The sequence below is a fragment of the Pseudomonas sp. MUP55 genome (genome assembly GCF_034043515.1).
Lineage (GTDB): Bacteria > Pseudomonadota > Gammaproteobacteria > Pseudomonadales > Pseudomonadaceae > Aquipseudomonas.
This window is the reverse complement of the sequence record NZ_CP138214.1, coordinates 5,282,513-5,297,563: the sequence shown is the minus strand read 5'-3', so window position 1 is coordinate 5,297,563 and position 15,051 is coordinate 5,282,513. Positions and strand designations below refer to the sequence as shown.

The 15,051-nt window shown below is 55.5% G+C and carries 10 protein-coding genes; all 10 read left to right on the top strand.

The features are described 5' to 3' along the window. Window positions 1-78: 78 nt before the first annotated feature. The 10 genes from rpoB (at window position 79) to rplW (ending at window position 15,051) form a co-directional block, all read left to right on the top strand. Window positions 79-4,152, top strand: a complete 4,074-nt coding sequence (gene rpoB, locus SC318_RS23905; protein ID WP_320428688.1) for a DNA-directed RNA polymerase subunit beta — start codon at window positions 79-81, stop codon at window positions 4,150-4,152. 64 nt (window positions 4,153-4,216) lie between these two features. Beyond that, window positions 4,217-8,416 (top strand): DNA-directed RNA polymerase subunit beta', encoded by a 4,200-nt coding sequence (rpoC, locus tag SC318_RS23900; protein WP_320428687.1) that lies wholly within the window; start codon window positions 4,217-4,219, stop codon window positions 8,414-8,416. 216 nt (window positions 8,417-8,632) lie between these two features. Next, window positions 8,633-9,004, top strand: coding sequence for a 30S ribosomal protein S12 (rpsL, locus tag SC318_RS23895; protein ID WP_002555494.1), 372 nt, complete (start codon window positions 8,633-8,635; stop codon window positions 9,002-9,004). A 118-nt stretch (window positions 9,005-9,122) separates the two neighbouring features. Further along, a complete protein-coding gene (rpsG, locus tag SC318_RS23890) occupies window positions 9,123-9,593 on the top strand; it encodes a 30S ribosomal protein S7 (RefSeq protein ID WP_002555493.1) in 471 nt (156 codons plus the stop codon). A 30-nt stretch (window positions 9,594-9,623) separates the two neighbouring features. Further along, the gene (fusA, locus tag SC318_RS23885; RefSeq protein ID WP_320428686.1) at window positions 9,624-11,729 is read left to right on the top strand and encodes an elongation factor G; all 2,106 of its coding nucleotides are present in this window, start codon (window positions 9,624-9,626) and stop codon (window positions 11,727-11,729) included. Between the two features lie 30 nt (window positions 11,730-11,759). Continuing rightward, window positions 11,760-12,953, top strand: coding sequence for an elongation factor Tu (gene tuf, locus SC318_RS23880; protein ID WP_135291761.1), 1,194 nt, complete (start codon window positions 11,760-11,762; stop codon window positions 12,951-12,953). 158 nt (window positions 12,954-13,111) lie between these two features. Continuing rightward, window positions 13,112-13,423, top strand: a complete 312-nt coding sequence (rpsJ, locus tag SC318_RS23875) for a 30S ribosomal protein S10 (RefSeq protein WP_003186070.1) — start codon at window positions 13,112-13,114, stop codon at window positions 13,421-13,423. 81 nt (window positions 13,424-13,504) lie between these two features. Beyond that, the gene (gene rplC / locus SC318_RS23870) at window positions 13,505-14,140 is read left to right on the top strand and encodes a 50S ribosomal protein L3 (RefSeq protein ID WP_003194649.1); all 636 of its coding nucleotides are present in this window, start codon (window positions 13,505-13,507) and stop codon (window positions 14,138-14,140) included. A 12-nt stretch (window positions 14,141-14,152) separates the two neighbouring features. Continuing rightward, entirely contained in the window at window positions 14,153-14,755 is a 603-nt protein-coding gene (gene rplD, locus SC318_RS23865; RefSeq protein WP_003176424.1) for a 50S ribosomal protein L4, read from the top strand. Beyond that, window positions 14,752-15,051 carry a 50S ribosomal protein L23 gene (gene rplW / locus SC318_RS23860; protein ID WP_002555488.1) on the top strand — a complete coding sequence of 100 codons (300 nt, stop codon included), beginning with the start codon at window positions 14,752-14,754 and terminating at the stop codon, window positions 15,049-15,051. The genes rplD and rplW overlap by 4 nt, the downstream gene beginning before the upstream one ends.

Sequence of the window (15,051 nt, the reverse complement as noted above, 5' to 3'; positions counted from 1 at the left end):
ACCATGGGGTTTGCAAGATTTTCTGGCTGCTCCCGTCGGAGGGGCCAAACAAGCAGGTGACCAAGCTGGGGAACGCTGATGGCTTACTCATATACTGAGAAAAAACGTATCCGCAAGGACTTTAGCAAGTTGCCGGACGTCATGGATGTCCCGTACCTTCTGGCTATCCAGCTGGATTCGTATCGTGAATTCTTGCAGGCGGGAGCGACCAAAGATCAGTTCCGCGACGTGGGCCTGCATGCGGCCTTCAAATCCGTTTTCCCGATCATCAGCTACTCCGGCAATGCTGCGCTGGAGTACGTCGGTTATCGCCTGGGCGAACCGGCATTTGATGTCAAAGAATGCGTGTTGCGTGGCGTTACGTACGCCGTACCTTTGCGGGTAAAAGTCCGTCTGATCATTTTCGACAAAGAATCGTCGAACAAAGCGATCAAGGACATCAAAGAGCAAGAAGTCTACATGGGCGAAATCCCATTGATGACTGAGAACGGTACCTTCGTAATCAACGGTACCGAGCGTGTAATCGTTTCCCAGCTGCACCGTTCCCCGGGCGTGTTCTTCGATCACGACCGCGGCAAGACGCACAGCTCCGGCAAACTGCTGTACTCCGCGCGAATCATTCCGTACCGCGGTTCGTGGTTGGACTTCGAGTTCGACCCGAAAGACTGCGTGTTCGTGCGTATCGACCGTCGTCGCAAGCTGCCGGCCTCGGTACTGCTGCGCGCGCTCGGCTATACCACTGAGCAAGTGCTGGACGCCTTCTACACCACCAACGTATTTAGCCTGAAGGATGAAACCCTCAAGCTGGAGCTGATTGCTTCGCGTCTGCGTGGTGAAATTGCTGTTCTGGACATCCAGGATGAAAAGGGCAAGGTCATTGTTGAAGCTGGTCGCCGTATTACAGCGCGCCACATCAACCAGATCGAAAAAGCCGGTCTTAAAGAGTTGGAAGTGCCGCTGGACTACGTCCTGGGCCGCACTACCGCCAAGGTCATCGTTCACCCGGCCACAGGCGAAATCCTGGCTGAGTGCAACACCGAGCTGAACACCGAGATCCTGGCCAAGATCGCCAAGGCCCAGGTTGTTCGCATCGAGACCCTGTACACCAACGATATCGACTGCGGTCCGTTCATTTCCGACACGCTGAAGATCGACTCCACCAGCAACCAATTGGAAGCGCTGGTCGAGATCTATCGCATGATGCGTCCTGGCGAGCCTCCAACCAAAGACGCTGCCGAAACCCTGTTCAACAACCTGTTCTTCAGCCCTGAGCGTTATGACCTGTCTGCGGTCGGCCGGATGAAGTTCAACCGTCGTATCGGTCGTACCGAAATCGAAGGTTCGGGCGTGTTGTGCAAGGAAGATATCGTCGCGGTACTGAAGACCCTGGTCGACATCCGTAACGGTAAAGGCATTGTCGACGACATCGACCACCTGGGTAACCGTCGTGTTCGCTGCGTAGGCGAAATGGCCGAGAACCAGTTCCGCGTTGGCCTGGTACGTGTTGAGCGTGCGGTCAAAGAGCGTCTGTCGATGGCTGAAAGCGAAGGCCTGATGCCGCAAGACCTGATCAACGCCAAGCCAGTGGCTGCGGCGGTGAAAGAGTTCTTCGGTTCCAGCCAGCTTTCCCAGTTCATGGACCAGAACAACCCGCTCTCCGAGATCACCCACAAGCGCCGTGTTTCCGCACTGGGCCCGGGCGGTCTGACGCGTGAGCGTGCTGGCTTTGAAGTTCGTGACGTACACCCGACGCACTACGGTCGTGTTTGCCCGATCGAAACGCCGGAAGGTCCGAACATTGGTCTGATCAACTCCCTGGCCGCCTATGCGCGCACCAACCAGTACGGCTTCCTCGAAAGCCCGTACCGCGTGGTGAAAGACGCCCTGGTCACCGACGAGATCGTCTTCCTGTCCGCCATCGAAGAAGCTGATCATGTGATCGCTCAGGCCTCGGCCACGATGAACGACAAGAAAGTCCTGATCGACGAGCTGGTAGCTGTTCGTCACTTGAACGAGTTCACCGTCAAGGCGCCGGAAGACGTCACCCTGATGGACGTATCGCCCAAGCAGGTAGTTTCGGTCGCAGCGTCGCTGATCCCGTTCCTGGAGCACGATGACGCCAACCGTGCGTTGATGGGTTCCAACATGCAGCGTCAGGCTGTACCGACCCTGCGCGCCGACAAGCCGCTGGTAGGTACCGGCATGGAGCGTAACGTAGCCCGTGACTCCGGCGTTTGCGTCGTGGCTCGTCGTGGCGGCGTGATCGATTCCGTTGATGCCAGCCGTATCGTGGTTCGTGTTGCCGATGACGAAGTTGAAACTGGCGAAGCTGGTGTCGACATCTACAACCTGACCAAATACACCCGCTCGAACCAGAACACCTGCATCAACCAGCGTCCGCTGGTGAGCAAGGGTGATCGCGTTCAGCGTAGCGACATCATGGCCGACGGCCCATCCACCGACATGGGTGAGCTGGCTCTGGGCCAGAACATGCGCATCGCGTTCATGGCATGGAACGGCTTCAACTTCGAAGACTCCATCTGCCTGTCCGAGCGTGTTGTTCAGGAAGATCGCTTCACCACGATCCACATTCAGGAACTGACCTGTGTGGCACGTGACACCAAGCTTGGGCCAGAGGAAATCACTGCAGACATCCCGAACGTGGGTGAAGCTGCACTGAACAAGCTGGACGAAGCCGGTATCGTTTATGTAGGTGCTGAAGTTGGCGCTGGCGACATCCTGGTGGGTAAGGTCACTCCGAAAGGCGAGACCCAACTGACTCCGGAAGAGAAGCTGCTGCGTGCCATCTTCGGTGAAAAAGCCAGCGACGTTAAAGACACTTCCTTGCGCGTACCTACCGGTACCAAGGGCACTGTCATCGACGTACAGGTCTTCACTCGTGACGGCGTTGAGCGTGATGCTCGTGCACTGTCCATCGAGAAGACTCAACTCGACGAGATCCGCAAGGACCTGAACGAAGAGTTCCGTATCGTTGAAGGCGCGACCTTCGAACGTCTGCGTTCCGCTCTGGTAGGCCATAAGGCTGAAGGCGGCGCAGGTCTGAAGAAAGGTCAGGACATCACCGACGAAATCCTCGACGGTCTTGAGCACGGCCAGTGGTTCAAACTGCGCATGGCTGAAGACGCTCTGAACGAGCAGCTCGAGAAGGCTCAGGCCTATATCGTTGACCGCCGCCGTCTGCTGGACGACAAGTTCGAAGACAAGAAGCGCAAACTGCAGCAGGGCGATGACCTGGCTCCAGGCGTGCTGAAAATCGTCAAGGTTTACCTGGCAATCCGTCGTCGCATCCAACCGGGCGACAAGATGGCCGGTCGTCACGGTAACAAGGGTGTGGTCTCCGTGATCATGCCGGTTGAAGACATGCCGCACGATGCCAATGGCACCCCGGTCGACGTCGTCCTCAACCCGTTGGGCGTACCTTCGCGTATGAACGTTGGTCAGATCCTCGAAACCCACCTGGGCCTCGCGGCCAAAGGTCTGGGCGAGAAGATCAACCGTATGATCGAAGAGCAACGCAAGGTCGCTGACCTTCGTAAGTTCCTGCACGAGATCTACAACGAGATCGGCGGTCGCAACGAAGAGCTGGACACCTTCTCCGACCAGGAAATCCTGGATCTGGCGAAGAACCTGCGCGGCGGCGTTCCAATGGCTACCCCGGTGTTCGACGGTGCCAAGGAAAGCGAAATCAAGGCCATGCTGAAACTGGCAGACCTGCCGGAAAGCGGCCAGATGCAGCTGTTCGACGGCCGTACCGGCAACAAGTTCGAGCGCCCGGTTACTGTTGGCTACATGTACATGCTGAAGCTGAACCACTTGGTAGACGACAAGATGCACGCTCGTTCTACCGGTTCGTACAGCCTGGTTACCCAGCAGCCGCTGGGTGGTAAGGCTCAGTTCGGTGGTCAGCGTTTCGGGGAGATGGAGGTCTGGGCACTGGAAGCATACGGTGCTGCATACACTCTGCAAGAAATGCTCACAGTGAAGTCGGACGATGTGAACGGTCGTACCAAGATGTACAAAAACATCGTGGACGGCGATCACCGTATGGAGCCGGGCATGCCCGAGTCCTTCAACGTGTTGATCAAAGAAATTCGTTCCCTCGGCATCGATATCGATCTGGAAACCGAATAACACGTGACGCGAATCGAGAGCGGGGCAGCTTAGCCCGCTCTCTGCTCCGCCAGGAGGAAAGGCCTTGAAAGACCTACTGAATTTGCTGAAAAACCAGGGTCAAGTCGAAGAGTTCGACGCCATCCGTATTGGACTGGCATCGCCTGAGATGATCCGTTCGTGGTCGTTCGGTGAAGTTAAAAAGCCGGAAACCATCAACTACCGTACGTTCAAACCTGAGCGTGACGGCCTGTTCTGCGCCAAGATCTTTGGCCCGGTTAAGGATTACGAGTGCCTGTGCGGTAAGTACAAGCGCTTGAAGCACCGTGGTGTGATCTGCGAGAAGTGTGGCGTTGAAGTCGCACTGGCCAAGGTTCGTCGTGAGCGCATGGCGCACATCGAACTGGCTTCGCCGGTTGCTCACATCTGGTTCCTGAAGTCGCTGCCGTCCCGTATCGGCTTGCTGATGGACATGACCCTGCGTGATATCGAACGCGTTCTCTACTTCGAGAGCTATGTCGTTATCGATCCAGGCATGACCACCCTTGAAAAAGGTCAGTTGCTCAACGACGAGCAGTACTTCGAAGCGCTGGAAGAGTTCGGTGACGACTTCGATGCCCGCATGGGTGCCGAAGCTGTCCGTGAGCTGCTGCACGCTATCGACCTGGAGCACGAGATTGGCCGCCTGCGCGAAGAAATTCCGCAAACCAACTCCGAAACCAAGATCAAGAAGCTGTCCAAGCGTCTGAAGTTGATGGAAGCCTTCCAGGGTTCCGGCAACCTGCCAGAGTGGATGGTGCTGACCGTTCTGCCGGTTCTGCCGCCAGACCTGCGTCCGCTGGTACCGTTGGACGGTGGTCGTTTCGCGACGTCCGACCTCAACGACCTGTACCGCCGCGTGATCAACCGTAACAACCGCTTGAAGCGCCTGCTTGATCTGTCCGCTCCGGACATCATCGTGCGCAACGAAAAGCGTATGTTGCAGGAAGCTGTCGATGCTCTGCTCGACAACGGTCGTCGTGGTCGCGCTATTACCGGTTCGAACAAGCGTCCTCTGAAATCCTTGGCTGACATGATCAAGGGTAAGCAAGGTCGTTTCCGTCAGAACTTGCTCGGTAAGCGTGTTGACTACTCCGGTCGTTCGGTAATTACCGTAGGCCCGACCCTGCGTTTGCACCAGTGCGGTCTGCCTAAGAAGATGGCACTCGAGCTGTTCAAACCGTTCATCTTCGGCAAGCTGGAAATGCGCGGTCTCGCGACCACCATCAAAGCGGCCAAGAAAATGGTCGAGCGCGAACTGCCAGAGGTTTGGGACGTTCTCGCCGAAGTGATTCGCGAACACCCGGTTCTCCTCAACCGTGCACCGACCCTTCACCGTCTGGGTATCCAGGCGTTTGAACCGGTACTGATCGAAGGTAAGGCTATCCAGCTGCACCCTCTGGTCTGTGCTGCGTACAACGCCGACTTCGACGGCGACCAAATGGCCGTGCACGTACCGCTGACACTGGAAGCCCAGTTGGAAGCGCGTGCGTTGATGATGTCGACCAACAACATTCTGTCGCCAGCCAACGGTGAGCCAATCATCGTTCCGTCGCAGGACGTTGTATTGGGTCTGTACTACATGACCCGTGAAGCGATCAACGCTAAAGGCGAAGGTCGTGTGTTCGCTGACCTGCAGGAAGTTGACCGTGTGTTCCGTGCCGGTGAAGCCGCACTGCACGCGAAGGTCAAAGTGCGGATCAACGAAACCGTCAACGACCGCGACGGCGGCAGCGTGAGCAACACCCGTATTGTCGACACCACTGTCGGCCGTGCACTGTTGTATCAAGTTGTGCCAAAAGGCCTTTCGTACGACGTCGTCAACCTGCCGATGAAGAAAAAAGCGATCTCCAAGCTGATCAACCAGTGCTACCGCGTGGTTGGTTTGAAAGAGACCGTGATCTTCGCTGACCAGCTGATGTACACAGGTTTTGCTTATTCGACCATTTCCGGCGTTTCCATCGGTGTTAACGACTTCGTTATCCCGGATGAAAAAGCCCGCATCATCAGTGCCGCCACTGACGAAGTGAAAGAGATCGAGAGCCAGTACGCCTCCGGCCTGGTAACCCAGGGCGAGAAGTACAACAAAGTAATCGACCTTTGGTCCAAGGCGAACGACGAAGTTTCCAAGGCGATGATGGCCAACCTCTCGAAAGAGAAAGTCATCGACCGTCACGGCGACGAAGTTGACCAAGAGTCTTTCAACTCGATGTACATGATGGCCGACTCGGGCGCACGGGGTTCTGCTGCGCAGATCCGTCAGCTCGCCGGTATGCGTGGCCTGATGGCCAAGCCGGACGGTTCCATCATCGAAACGCCGATTACCGCGAACTTTCGTGAAGGTTTGAGCGTACTTCAGTACTTCATCTCCACTCACGGTGCTCGTAAGGGTCTGGCGGATACCGCGTTGAAAACCGCTAACTCCGGTTACCTGACACGTCGTCTGGTAGACGTTGCCCAGGATCTGGTTGTAACCGAGATCGATTGCGGCACCGAGCATGGCCTGCTGATGACTCCGCACATTGAAGGCGGTGACGTTGTAGAGCCACTGGGTGAGCGCGTATTGGGTCGTGTTATTGCCCGTGACGTATTCAAGCCGGGTACCGAGGAAGTTATCGTTCCTGCCGGCACTCTGGTAGACGAGAAGTGGGTCGAGTTCATCGAGCTCAACAGCATCGACGAAGTGATCGTTCGCTCGCCGATCAGCTGCGAAACCCGCTACGGCATCTGCGCCAAGTGCTACGGTCGTGATTTGGCTCGTGGTCACCAGGTAAACATCGGTGAAGCGGTCGGCGTTATCGCTGCCCAGTCCATCGGTGAGCCGGGTACCCAGCTGACCATGCGTACGTTCCACATTGGTGGTGCGGCAAGCCGGACCTCCGCAGCCGACAGCGTTCAGGTCAAAAATGGCGGTACTGTCCGTCTGCACAACCTCAAGCACGTTGAGCGAGTGGATGGCCACCTGGTTGCCGTGTCCCGTTCCGGTGAGCTGGCAATCGCTGACGATTACGGTCGTGAGCGTGAGCGTTACAAGCTGCCGTACGGTGCTGTGATCTCGGTGAAGGAAGGTGACAAGGTCGACGCTGGCGCAATCGTGGCCAAGTGGGATCCGCACACTCACCCAATCGTTACCGAAATGAAAGGTACCGTGACCTACGTGGGCATGGAAGAAGGCATCACGATCAAGCGTCAGACTGACGAATTGACCGGTATGACCAACATTGAAGTACTCGACGCGAAAGATCGTCCAGCTGCCGGTAAAGACATCCGTCCTGCCGTGAAGATGGTCGACGACAACGGCAAGGATCTGTTGCTGCCAGGCACTGACGTAATCGCTCAGTACTTCCTGCCAGCCAACGCCCTGGTCGGCGTAGCGGACGGTGCGAAGATCGCGATCGGTGATGTTATCGCGCGTATCCCGCAGGAAACTTCGAAAACTCGAGACATTACCGGTGGTCTGCCGCGGGTTGCCGACTTGTTCGAAGCTCGTCGTCCGAAAGAAGCGTCGATTCTGGCTGAAGTCAGCGGAACCATCGCGTTCGGTAAAGAGACCAAGGGTAAGCGCCGTCTGGTCATCACCCCGAACGACGGTACCGATCCGTACGAAGAGCTGATTCCGAAGTGGCGTCACCTGAACGTCTTCGAAGGCGAACAGGTAAATCGCGGCGAAGTTATCTCCGACGGCCCGAGCGATCCACACGACATCCTGCGTCTGCTGGGTGTAAGTGCGCTGGCCAAGTACATCGTGAACGAGATCCAGGACGTTTACCGTCTGCAAGGCGTGAAGATCAACGATAAGCACATCGAGACCATCCTGCGTCAGATGCTGCGTAAAGTTGAAATCGCTGAATCCGGCGATTCCAGTTTCATCAAGGGCGACCAGATGGAACTGACTCACGTACTGGTGGAAAACGAGCGCCTGGCGAACGACGAGAAATTCGTTTCCAAGTTCACTCGTGTGCTGCTGGGTATCACCAAGGCGTCGTTGTCCACTGAGTCGTTCATCTCGGCGGCCTCCTTCCAGGAGACCACTCGAGTACTGACCGAAGCAGCGGTAACCGGCAAGCGCGATTATCTGCGCGGCCTGAAAGAAAACGTGGTCGTGGGTCGTTTGATCCCGGCTGGTACCGGTTTGGCTTACCACAGCGAGCGTAAGCGCCGCCGTGATGCTGACAAGCCGTTGCGCGTGAGCGCCAGTGAAGTGGAAGCTGCACTGACCGAAGCGCTGAACTCAAGCGGTAACTGAGTTCTGCGATAAATAAGTCCGGGCCCTGGCAACCCCATTCGTCGGATCGAGGCATTTATGCCCCGGTTCGACGGGAGGGGAGGTCGGGGCCTTGCCTTGACTGGGGACAAGATCCTCTTTAGACTCTTGTACCCCTAAATTTGGCGGGAATTCGTTCCTGCCATTTTGCTTTTCTTGCAAGACAATAGCGTCGCAAGACAACAGTGGAGCTAGTAGATGGCAACTATCAACCAGCTGGTACGTCAGCCGCGTAAGCGTATCGTCGAGAAATCCGACGTGCCTGCGCTGCAGAACTGCCCGCAACGTCGTGGCGTATGCACCCGTGTGTATACCACCACGCCGAAAAAACCTAACTCGGCACTGCGTAAAGTATGCCGTGTGCGTCTGACCAACGGTTTCGAGGTTTCCTCGTACATCGGCGGTGAAGGCCACAACCTGCAAGAGCACAGCGTGGTACTGATCCGCGGCGGTCGTGTAAAAGACTTGCCAGGTGTTCGTTACCACACCGTACGTGGCTCCTTGGATACTTCCGGCGTTAAAGGTCGTAACCAGGGTCGTTCGAAGTACGGTACCAAGAAGCCTAAGTAGTAGCGGCTTTTTGTAAACCTGAATCATCTTATTTTCTGAGTCGATAAGAGTAAGGTCGGAGGCGTCCCGAAAGGGCACCGATTCCGAGCGAACCTGAAGACCGTTTGAGGGCTTATCCATGCCAAGAAGACGCGTAGCAGCCAAGCGCGAAGTGCTTGACGATCCAAAATACGGAAGCCAAATTCTGGCCAAGTTCATGAACCACGTGATGGAAAGCGGCAAGAAAGCCGTTGCCGAGCGTATCGTTTATGGCGCGCTGGAAAAGGTTAAAGAACGCAAGAACAGCGACCCCCTGGAAATCTTCGAGAAAGCTCTCGACGCCATCGCTCCGCTGGTCGAAGTGAAGTCGCGCCGTGTAGGCGGTGCTACTTACCAGGTTCCGGTTGAAGTTCGCCCGTCCCGTCGTAACGCTCTGGCAATGCGCTGGTTGGTAGACTTCGCCCGTAAGCGCGGCGAGAAGTCTATGGCCCTGCGTTTGGCCGGCGAACTGTTGGACGCTGCTGAAGGTAAAGGTGCTGCTGTTAAGAAGCGTGAAGACGTGCACCGTATGGCTGAAGCCAACAAAGCTTTCTCGCACTACCGCTTCTAATTTTAGCTTCACTAATTTTGCGAGGGCTTTATGGCTCGTACTACTCCGATTAGCCGCTACCGTAATATCGGTATCGTCGCTCACGTGGATGCTGGTAAAACCACCACCACCGAGCGCGTACTGTTTTACACCGGCAAAAGTCACAAAATGGGCGAGGTGCATGACGGCGCCGCGACCACAGACTGGATGGTTCAGGAGCAGGAGCGTGGTATTACCATTACTTCTGCTGCTATTACCGCCTTCTGGAAAGGTTCCGAGAAGCAGTACAAGGACGAGCACCGCTTCAACGTAATCGATACCCCGGGCCACGTAGACTTCACCATTGAAGTTGAGCGTTCCCTGCGTGTACTCGACGGCGCTGTCGTTGTGTTCTGTGGTACCTCGGGTGTTGAGCCTCAGTCGGAAACCGTATGGCGTCAAGCCAACAAGTACGGCGTTCCACGTCTTGTTTACGTAAACAAGATGGACCGTGCTGGCGCCAACTTCCTGCGCGTGATCGGTCAGATCAAGCAGCGTCTGGGTCACACTCCGGTGCCTATCCAGTTGGCTATCGGTTCCGAAGACAACTTCCAGGGTCAGATCGATCTGATCAACATGGAAGCGGTCTACTGGAACGATTCCGATAAAGGTATGGTTCCTGTTCGTAAGCCTATCCCTGAAGAGCTTCAGGAGCTGGCTGACGAGTGGCGCAACAACATGGTTGAGGCTGCTGCCGAAGCCAGCGAAGAGCTGATGAACAAGTACCTCGAGGGTGAAGAACTCACCAACGTGGAGATCAAGGCCGCTCTGCGTCAGCGTACTATCGCTGGTGAAATCGTCCTGGCTGTTTGCGGTTCTTCTTTCAAGAACAAGGGTGTTCCCCTGGTTCTCGACGCCGTTATCGACTACTTGCCTGCTCCAACCGACATTCCTGCTATCAAGGGTACCAACCCTGATAACGAGGAAGAAGAGATGGAGCGTCACGCCGATGACAGCGAGCCGTTCTCGGCTCTGGCGTTCAAGATTGCTACCGACCCATTCGTGGGTACCTTGACATTCGTCCGCGTTTACTCGGGCGTGTTGGCCTCCGGCGACGGCGTGATCAACTCGGTCAAGGGCAAGAAAGAGCGCGTGGGTCGTATGGTGCAAATGCACGCAAACGCCCGTGAAGAGATCAAGGAAGTGCGCGCTGGTGACATCGCGGCCCTGATCGGCATGAAGGACGTCACCACTGGTGAGACTTTGTGCGACGCTGCCAAGCCAATCATCCTGGTTCGCATGGACTTCCCGGAGCCGGTTATTTCGGTTGCCGTAGAGCCAAAGACCAAGGATGACCAGGAAAAAATGGGTATCGCTCTGGGCAAGCTTGCTCAGGAAGATCCATCTTTCCGCGTCAAGACTGATGAAGAGACTGGTCAAACGATCATCTCCGGCATGGGCGAGTTGCACCTGGACATCCTGGTTGACCGGATGCGCCGTGAGTTCAACGTCGAAGCCAACATCGGTAAGCCTCAGGTTTCCTATCGTGAGCGCATCACGAAGAACTGTGAAATCGAAGGCAAGTTCGTTCGTCAATCCGGCGGTCGTGGTCAGTTCGGTCACTGCTGGATCCGTTTTGCTCCTGCTGACGAAGGTCAGGAAGGTCTGCAATTCGTGAACGAAGTAGTAGGTGGTGTTGTTCCTAAGGAATACATCCCTGCTATCCAGAAGGGTATCGAAGAGCAGATGAAGAACGGTGTTGTTGCCGGCTATCCGCTGATCGGCCTGAAAGCAACCGTTTTTGACGGTTCTTACCACGACGTCGACTCCAACGAGATGGCGTTTAAGGTGGCTGCTTCCATGGCAACCAAGCAACTGGCCCAGAAGGGCGGTGGTGAGTTGCTTGAGCCAATCATGGCGGTAGAAGTTGTTACACCTGAAGACTATATGGGTGATGTCATGGGCGACCTTAACCGTCGTCGCGGCATGATCTTGGGTATGGAAGACACGGTTTCCGGCAAAGTGATTCGCGCCGAGGTTCCGTTGGGCGAGATGTTCGGTTATGCGACCGACGTTCGTTCCATGTCTCAGGGTCGCGCAAGCTACTCTATGGAATTCAAAAAATACAACACAGCTCCGGCGCACATCGCTGAAACTGTATCCAAAAAACAAGGCTGATTCAGTCCTTTAGGCAAGGAGTTAATTGTCGTGGCTAAAGAAAAATTTGATCGTTCCCTACCGCACGTCAACGTTGGCACCATCGGTCACGTTGACCACGGTAAAACCACTCTGACCGCAGCTCTGACTCGCGTCTGCTCCGAAGTTTTCGGTTCTGCAGTCGTTGATTTCGATAAAATCGACAGCGCTCCAGAAGAAAAAGCTCGTGGTATCACCATCAACACCGCGCACGTAGAGTACAACTCTTCGATTCGTCACTACGCTCACGTTGACTGCCCAGGTCACGCTGACTATGTGAAGAACATGATCACCGGTGCTGCCCAGATGGACGGCGCGATCCTGGTTTGCTCGGCCGCTGATGGTCCGATGCCACAAACCCGTGAGCACATCCTGCTGTCCCGTCAGGTAGGCGTTCCGTACATCGTGGTTTTCCTGAACAAGGCTGACCTGGTAGACGACGCTGAGCTGCTGGAACTGGTTGAGATGGAAGTGCGCGATCTGCTGAGCACTTACGACTTCCCAGGCGACGACACTCCGATCATCATCGGTTCTGCTCGTATGGCTCTGGAAGGCAAAGACGACAACGAAATGGGTACCACCGCTGTTAAGCGTCTGGTAGAAACTCTGGACAGCTACATCCCAGAGCCAGTTCGTCTGACCGACAAGCCGTTCCTGATGCCAATCGAAGACGTATTCTCGATCTCCGGTCGTGGTACTGTTGTTACCGGTCGTATCGAGCGCGGTATCGTTCGCGTTCAAGATCCGCTGGAAATCGTTGGTCTGCGTGACACCACCACCACCACCTGCACCGGTGTTGAAATGTTCCGCAAGCTGCTCGACGAAGGTCGTGCTGGCGAGAACTGCGGCGTTCTGCTGCGTGGTACCAAGCGTGACGACGTTGAGCGTGGCCAGGTTCTGGTTAAGCCAGGTTCGGTTAAGCCGCACACCAAGTTCACCGCAGAAGTTTACGTTCTGAGCAAGGAAGAAGGCGGTCGTCACACTCCGTTCTTCAAGGGCTACCGTCCTCAGTTCTACTTCCGTACTACTGACGTGACTGGTAACTGCCAGCTGCCAGAAGGCGTTGAAATGGTAATGCCAGGCGATAACATCCAAATGGAAGTTACCCTGATCAAAACCATCGCAATGGAAGACGGTCTGCGCTTCGCAATTCGTGAAGGCGGCCGTACCGTTGGTGCTGGTGTTGTAGCTAAAATCATCGAGTAATTATCTCTTCTGAGATAGCTCGGTTTTTTGAAAAGGCCTCCGCTTAGCGGGGGCCTTTTTTATTGGGTTGACACCTATCTGGGGCGTCTATAGAATTGCGCCTCCTTTTAACGGGCGTATTGCGCTCGCTGGGAATAGCAGCCGGAGTCTGAAATCCAATGCAAAATCAGCAAATCCGTATCAGGTTGAAGGCTTTTGACCATCGCCTGATCGACCAATCCACCCAGGAAATCGTGGAAACCGCGAAACGTACTGGTGCTCAAGTGCGTGGTCCAATTCCACTGCCTACCCGTAAAGAGCGGTTCACCGTTCTGGTCTCCCCGCACGTCAACAAAGACGCGCGTGACCAGTACGAGATCCGTACTCATAAGCGCGTACTGGACATCGTCCAGCCAACGGATAAAACCGTTGATGCACTTATGAAGCTCGATCTGGCGGCCGGTGTGGAAGTACAGATCAGCCTCGGCTAAGACTTGGGTCTTAGTCGTGTAACGCTCTGAAATGGGCGGCCATAGCGGGTGAAAGCCCCGTACACTCATGAGGTTTACAACATGACTATTGGTGTAGTCGGTCGTAAATGCGGTATGACCCGTATTTTCACCGAAGAAGGTGTCTCCATTCCGGTCACGGTCATTGAGATCGAACCGAATCGCGTCACCCAGTTCAAAACTGAAGAAACCGATGGCTATCGTGCAGTGCAAGTCACTGTCGGCGAGCGTCGTGCTTCGCGCGTGACTGCTGCTCAAGCAGGTCACTTCGCTAAAGCAAACGTTGCAGCTGGTCGCACCGTCATGGAGTTCCGTCTTGAAGACGGCGACTACCAGGCTGGCGATCTGATCAACGCTGAAATCTTCGCTGCTGGTCAACTGGTTGATGTAACCGGTCAGTCCAAAGGTAAAGGCTTCCAGGGTACGATCAAGCGTTGGAATTTCCGTGGTCAAGACAACACTCACGGTAACTCCGTTTCCCACCGCGTCCCGGGCTCTATTGGCCAGTGCCAGACTCCTGGTCGTGTATTCAAGGGCAAAAAAATGTCCGGTCATATGGGCGCTGAGCGCGTGACCGTGCAGTCCCTCGAAGTAGTGCGCGTCGACGCTGAACGCAATCTGTTGTTGGTCAAGGGTGCTGTTCCTGGCGCTACTGGCGGCAACCTGGTTGTACGTCCAGCGGCCAAGGCTCGCGGTTAAGGGGAAGCTGACATGCAATTAAATGTAAATGACGCTCAAGCGATCGAAGTTTCCGAACTGACATTTGGCGGCGAATTCAACGAGACGCTGGTTCACCAAGCAGTCGTGGCCTACATGGCCGGCGGCCGTCAAGGTAGCAAGCAGCAAAAGACCCGTTCCGACGTACGTGGTGGCGGTAAGCGCCCTTGGCGTCAGAAAGGTACTGGCCGTGCTCGTGCCGGTACTATCCGTAGCCCAATCTGGCGTGGCGGTGGTACCACTTTCGCAGCTCGTCCACAGGATCACTCTCAGAAGCTCAACAAGAAGATGTACCGCGCAGCTCTGCGCTCCATCCTTGCTGAACTCGTGCGTACTGATCGTCTGGTCGTGGTTCAGGACTTCGCTGTTGAAAGTCCAAAAACCAAAGATCTGCTGGGCAAACTGAACAACATGAGCCTGACCGACGTTTTGATCGTGTCTGAAGCTGTTGATCAGAACCTGTACCTGGCTGCTCGTAACCTGCCACACGTTGATGTACGTGACGTGCAAGGTTCCGATCCAGTTAGTCTGATCGCATACGACAAGGTGTTGATCACCGTGTCGGCCGTGAAGAAATTCGAGGAGCTGCTGGGATGAACCAGGAACGCGTATTTAAAGTTCTGCTTGGCCCGCACGTTTCCGAAAAGGCTACGGTTCTGGCTGACAAGAAAGGCCAGTTCGTTTTCAAGGTTGCAACTGACGCAACCAAGCTGGAAATCAAGAAGGCCGTCGAAAGCCTGTTCAGCGTGAAAGTAGAGCGTGTTACTACCCTGAATGTTCTGGGTAAGAGCAAGCGCACTGCTCGCGGTCTGGGCAAGCGTAATGACTGGAAGAAGGCAGTTATCTCCCTTCAGCCAGGCCAAGATCTCGATTTCAGCAGCAGTGCTGAGTAA

Excerpts from the sequence above, each read along its gene's own strand:
- rpoB (WP_320428688.1), top strand. The coding sequence starts at position 79 with ATGGCTTACTCATATACTGAGAAAAAACGTATCCGCAAGGACTTTAGC.
- rpsL (WP_002555494.1), top strand. The coding sequence starts at position 8,633 with ATGGCAACTATCAACCAGCTGGTACGTCAGCCGCGTAAGCGTATCGTC.
- rpsG (WP_002555493.1), top strand. The coding sequence starts at position 9,123 with ATGCCAAGAAGACGCGTAGCAGCCAAGCGCGAAGTGCTTGACGATCCA.
- fusA (WP_320428686.1), top strand. The coding sequence starts at position 9,624 with ATGGCTCGTACTACTCCGATTAGCCGCTACCGTAATATCGGTATCGTC.
- rpsJ (WP_003186070.1), top strand. The coding sequence starts at position 13,112 with ATGCAAAATCAGCAAATCCGTATCAGGTTGAAGGCTTTTGACCATCGC.
- rplC (WP_003194649.1), top strand. The coding sequence starts at position 13,505 with ATGACTATTGGTGTAGTCGGTCGTAAATGCGGTATGACCCGTATTTTC.
- rplD (WP_003176424.1), top strand. The coding sequence starts at position 14,153 with ATGCAATTAAATGTAAATGACGCTCAAGCGATCGAAGTTTCCGAACTG.
- rplW (WP_002555488.1), top strand. The coding sequence starts at position 14,752 with ATGAACCAGGAACGCGTATTTAAAGTTCTGCTTGGCCCGCACGTTTCC.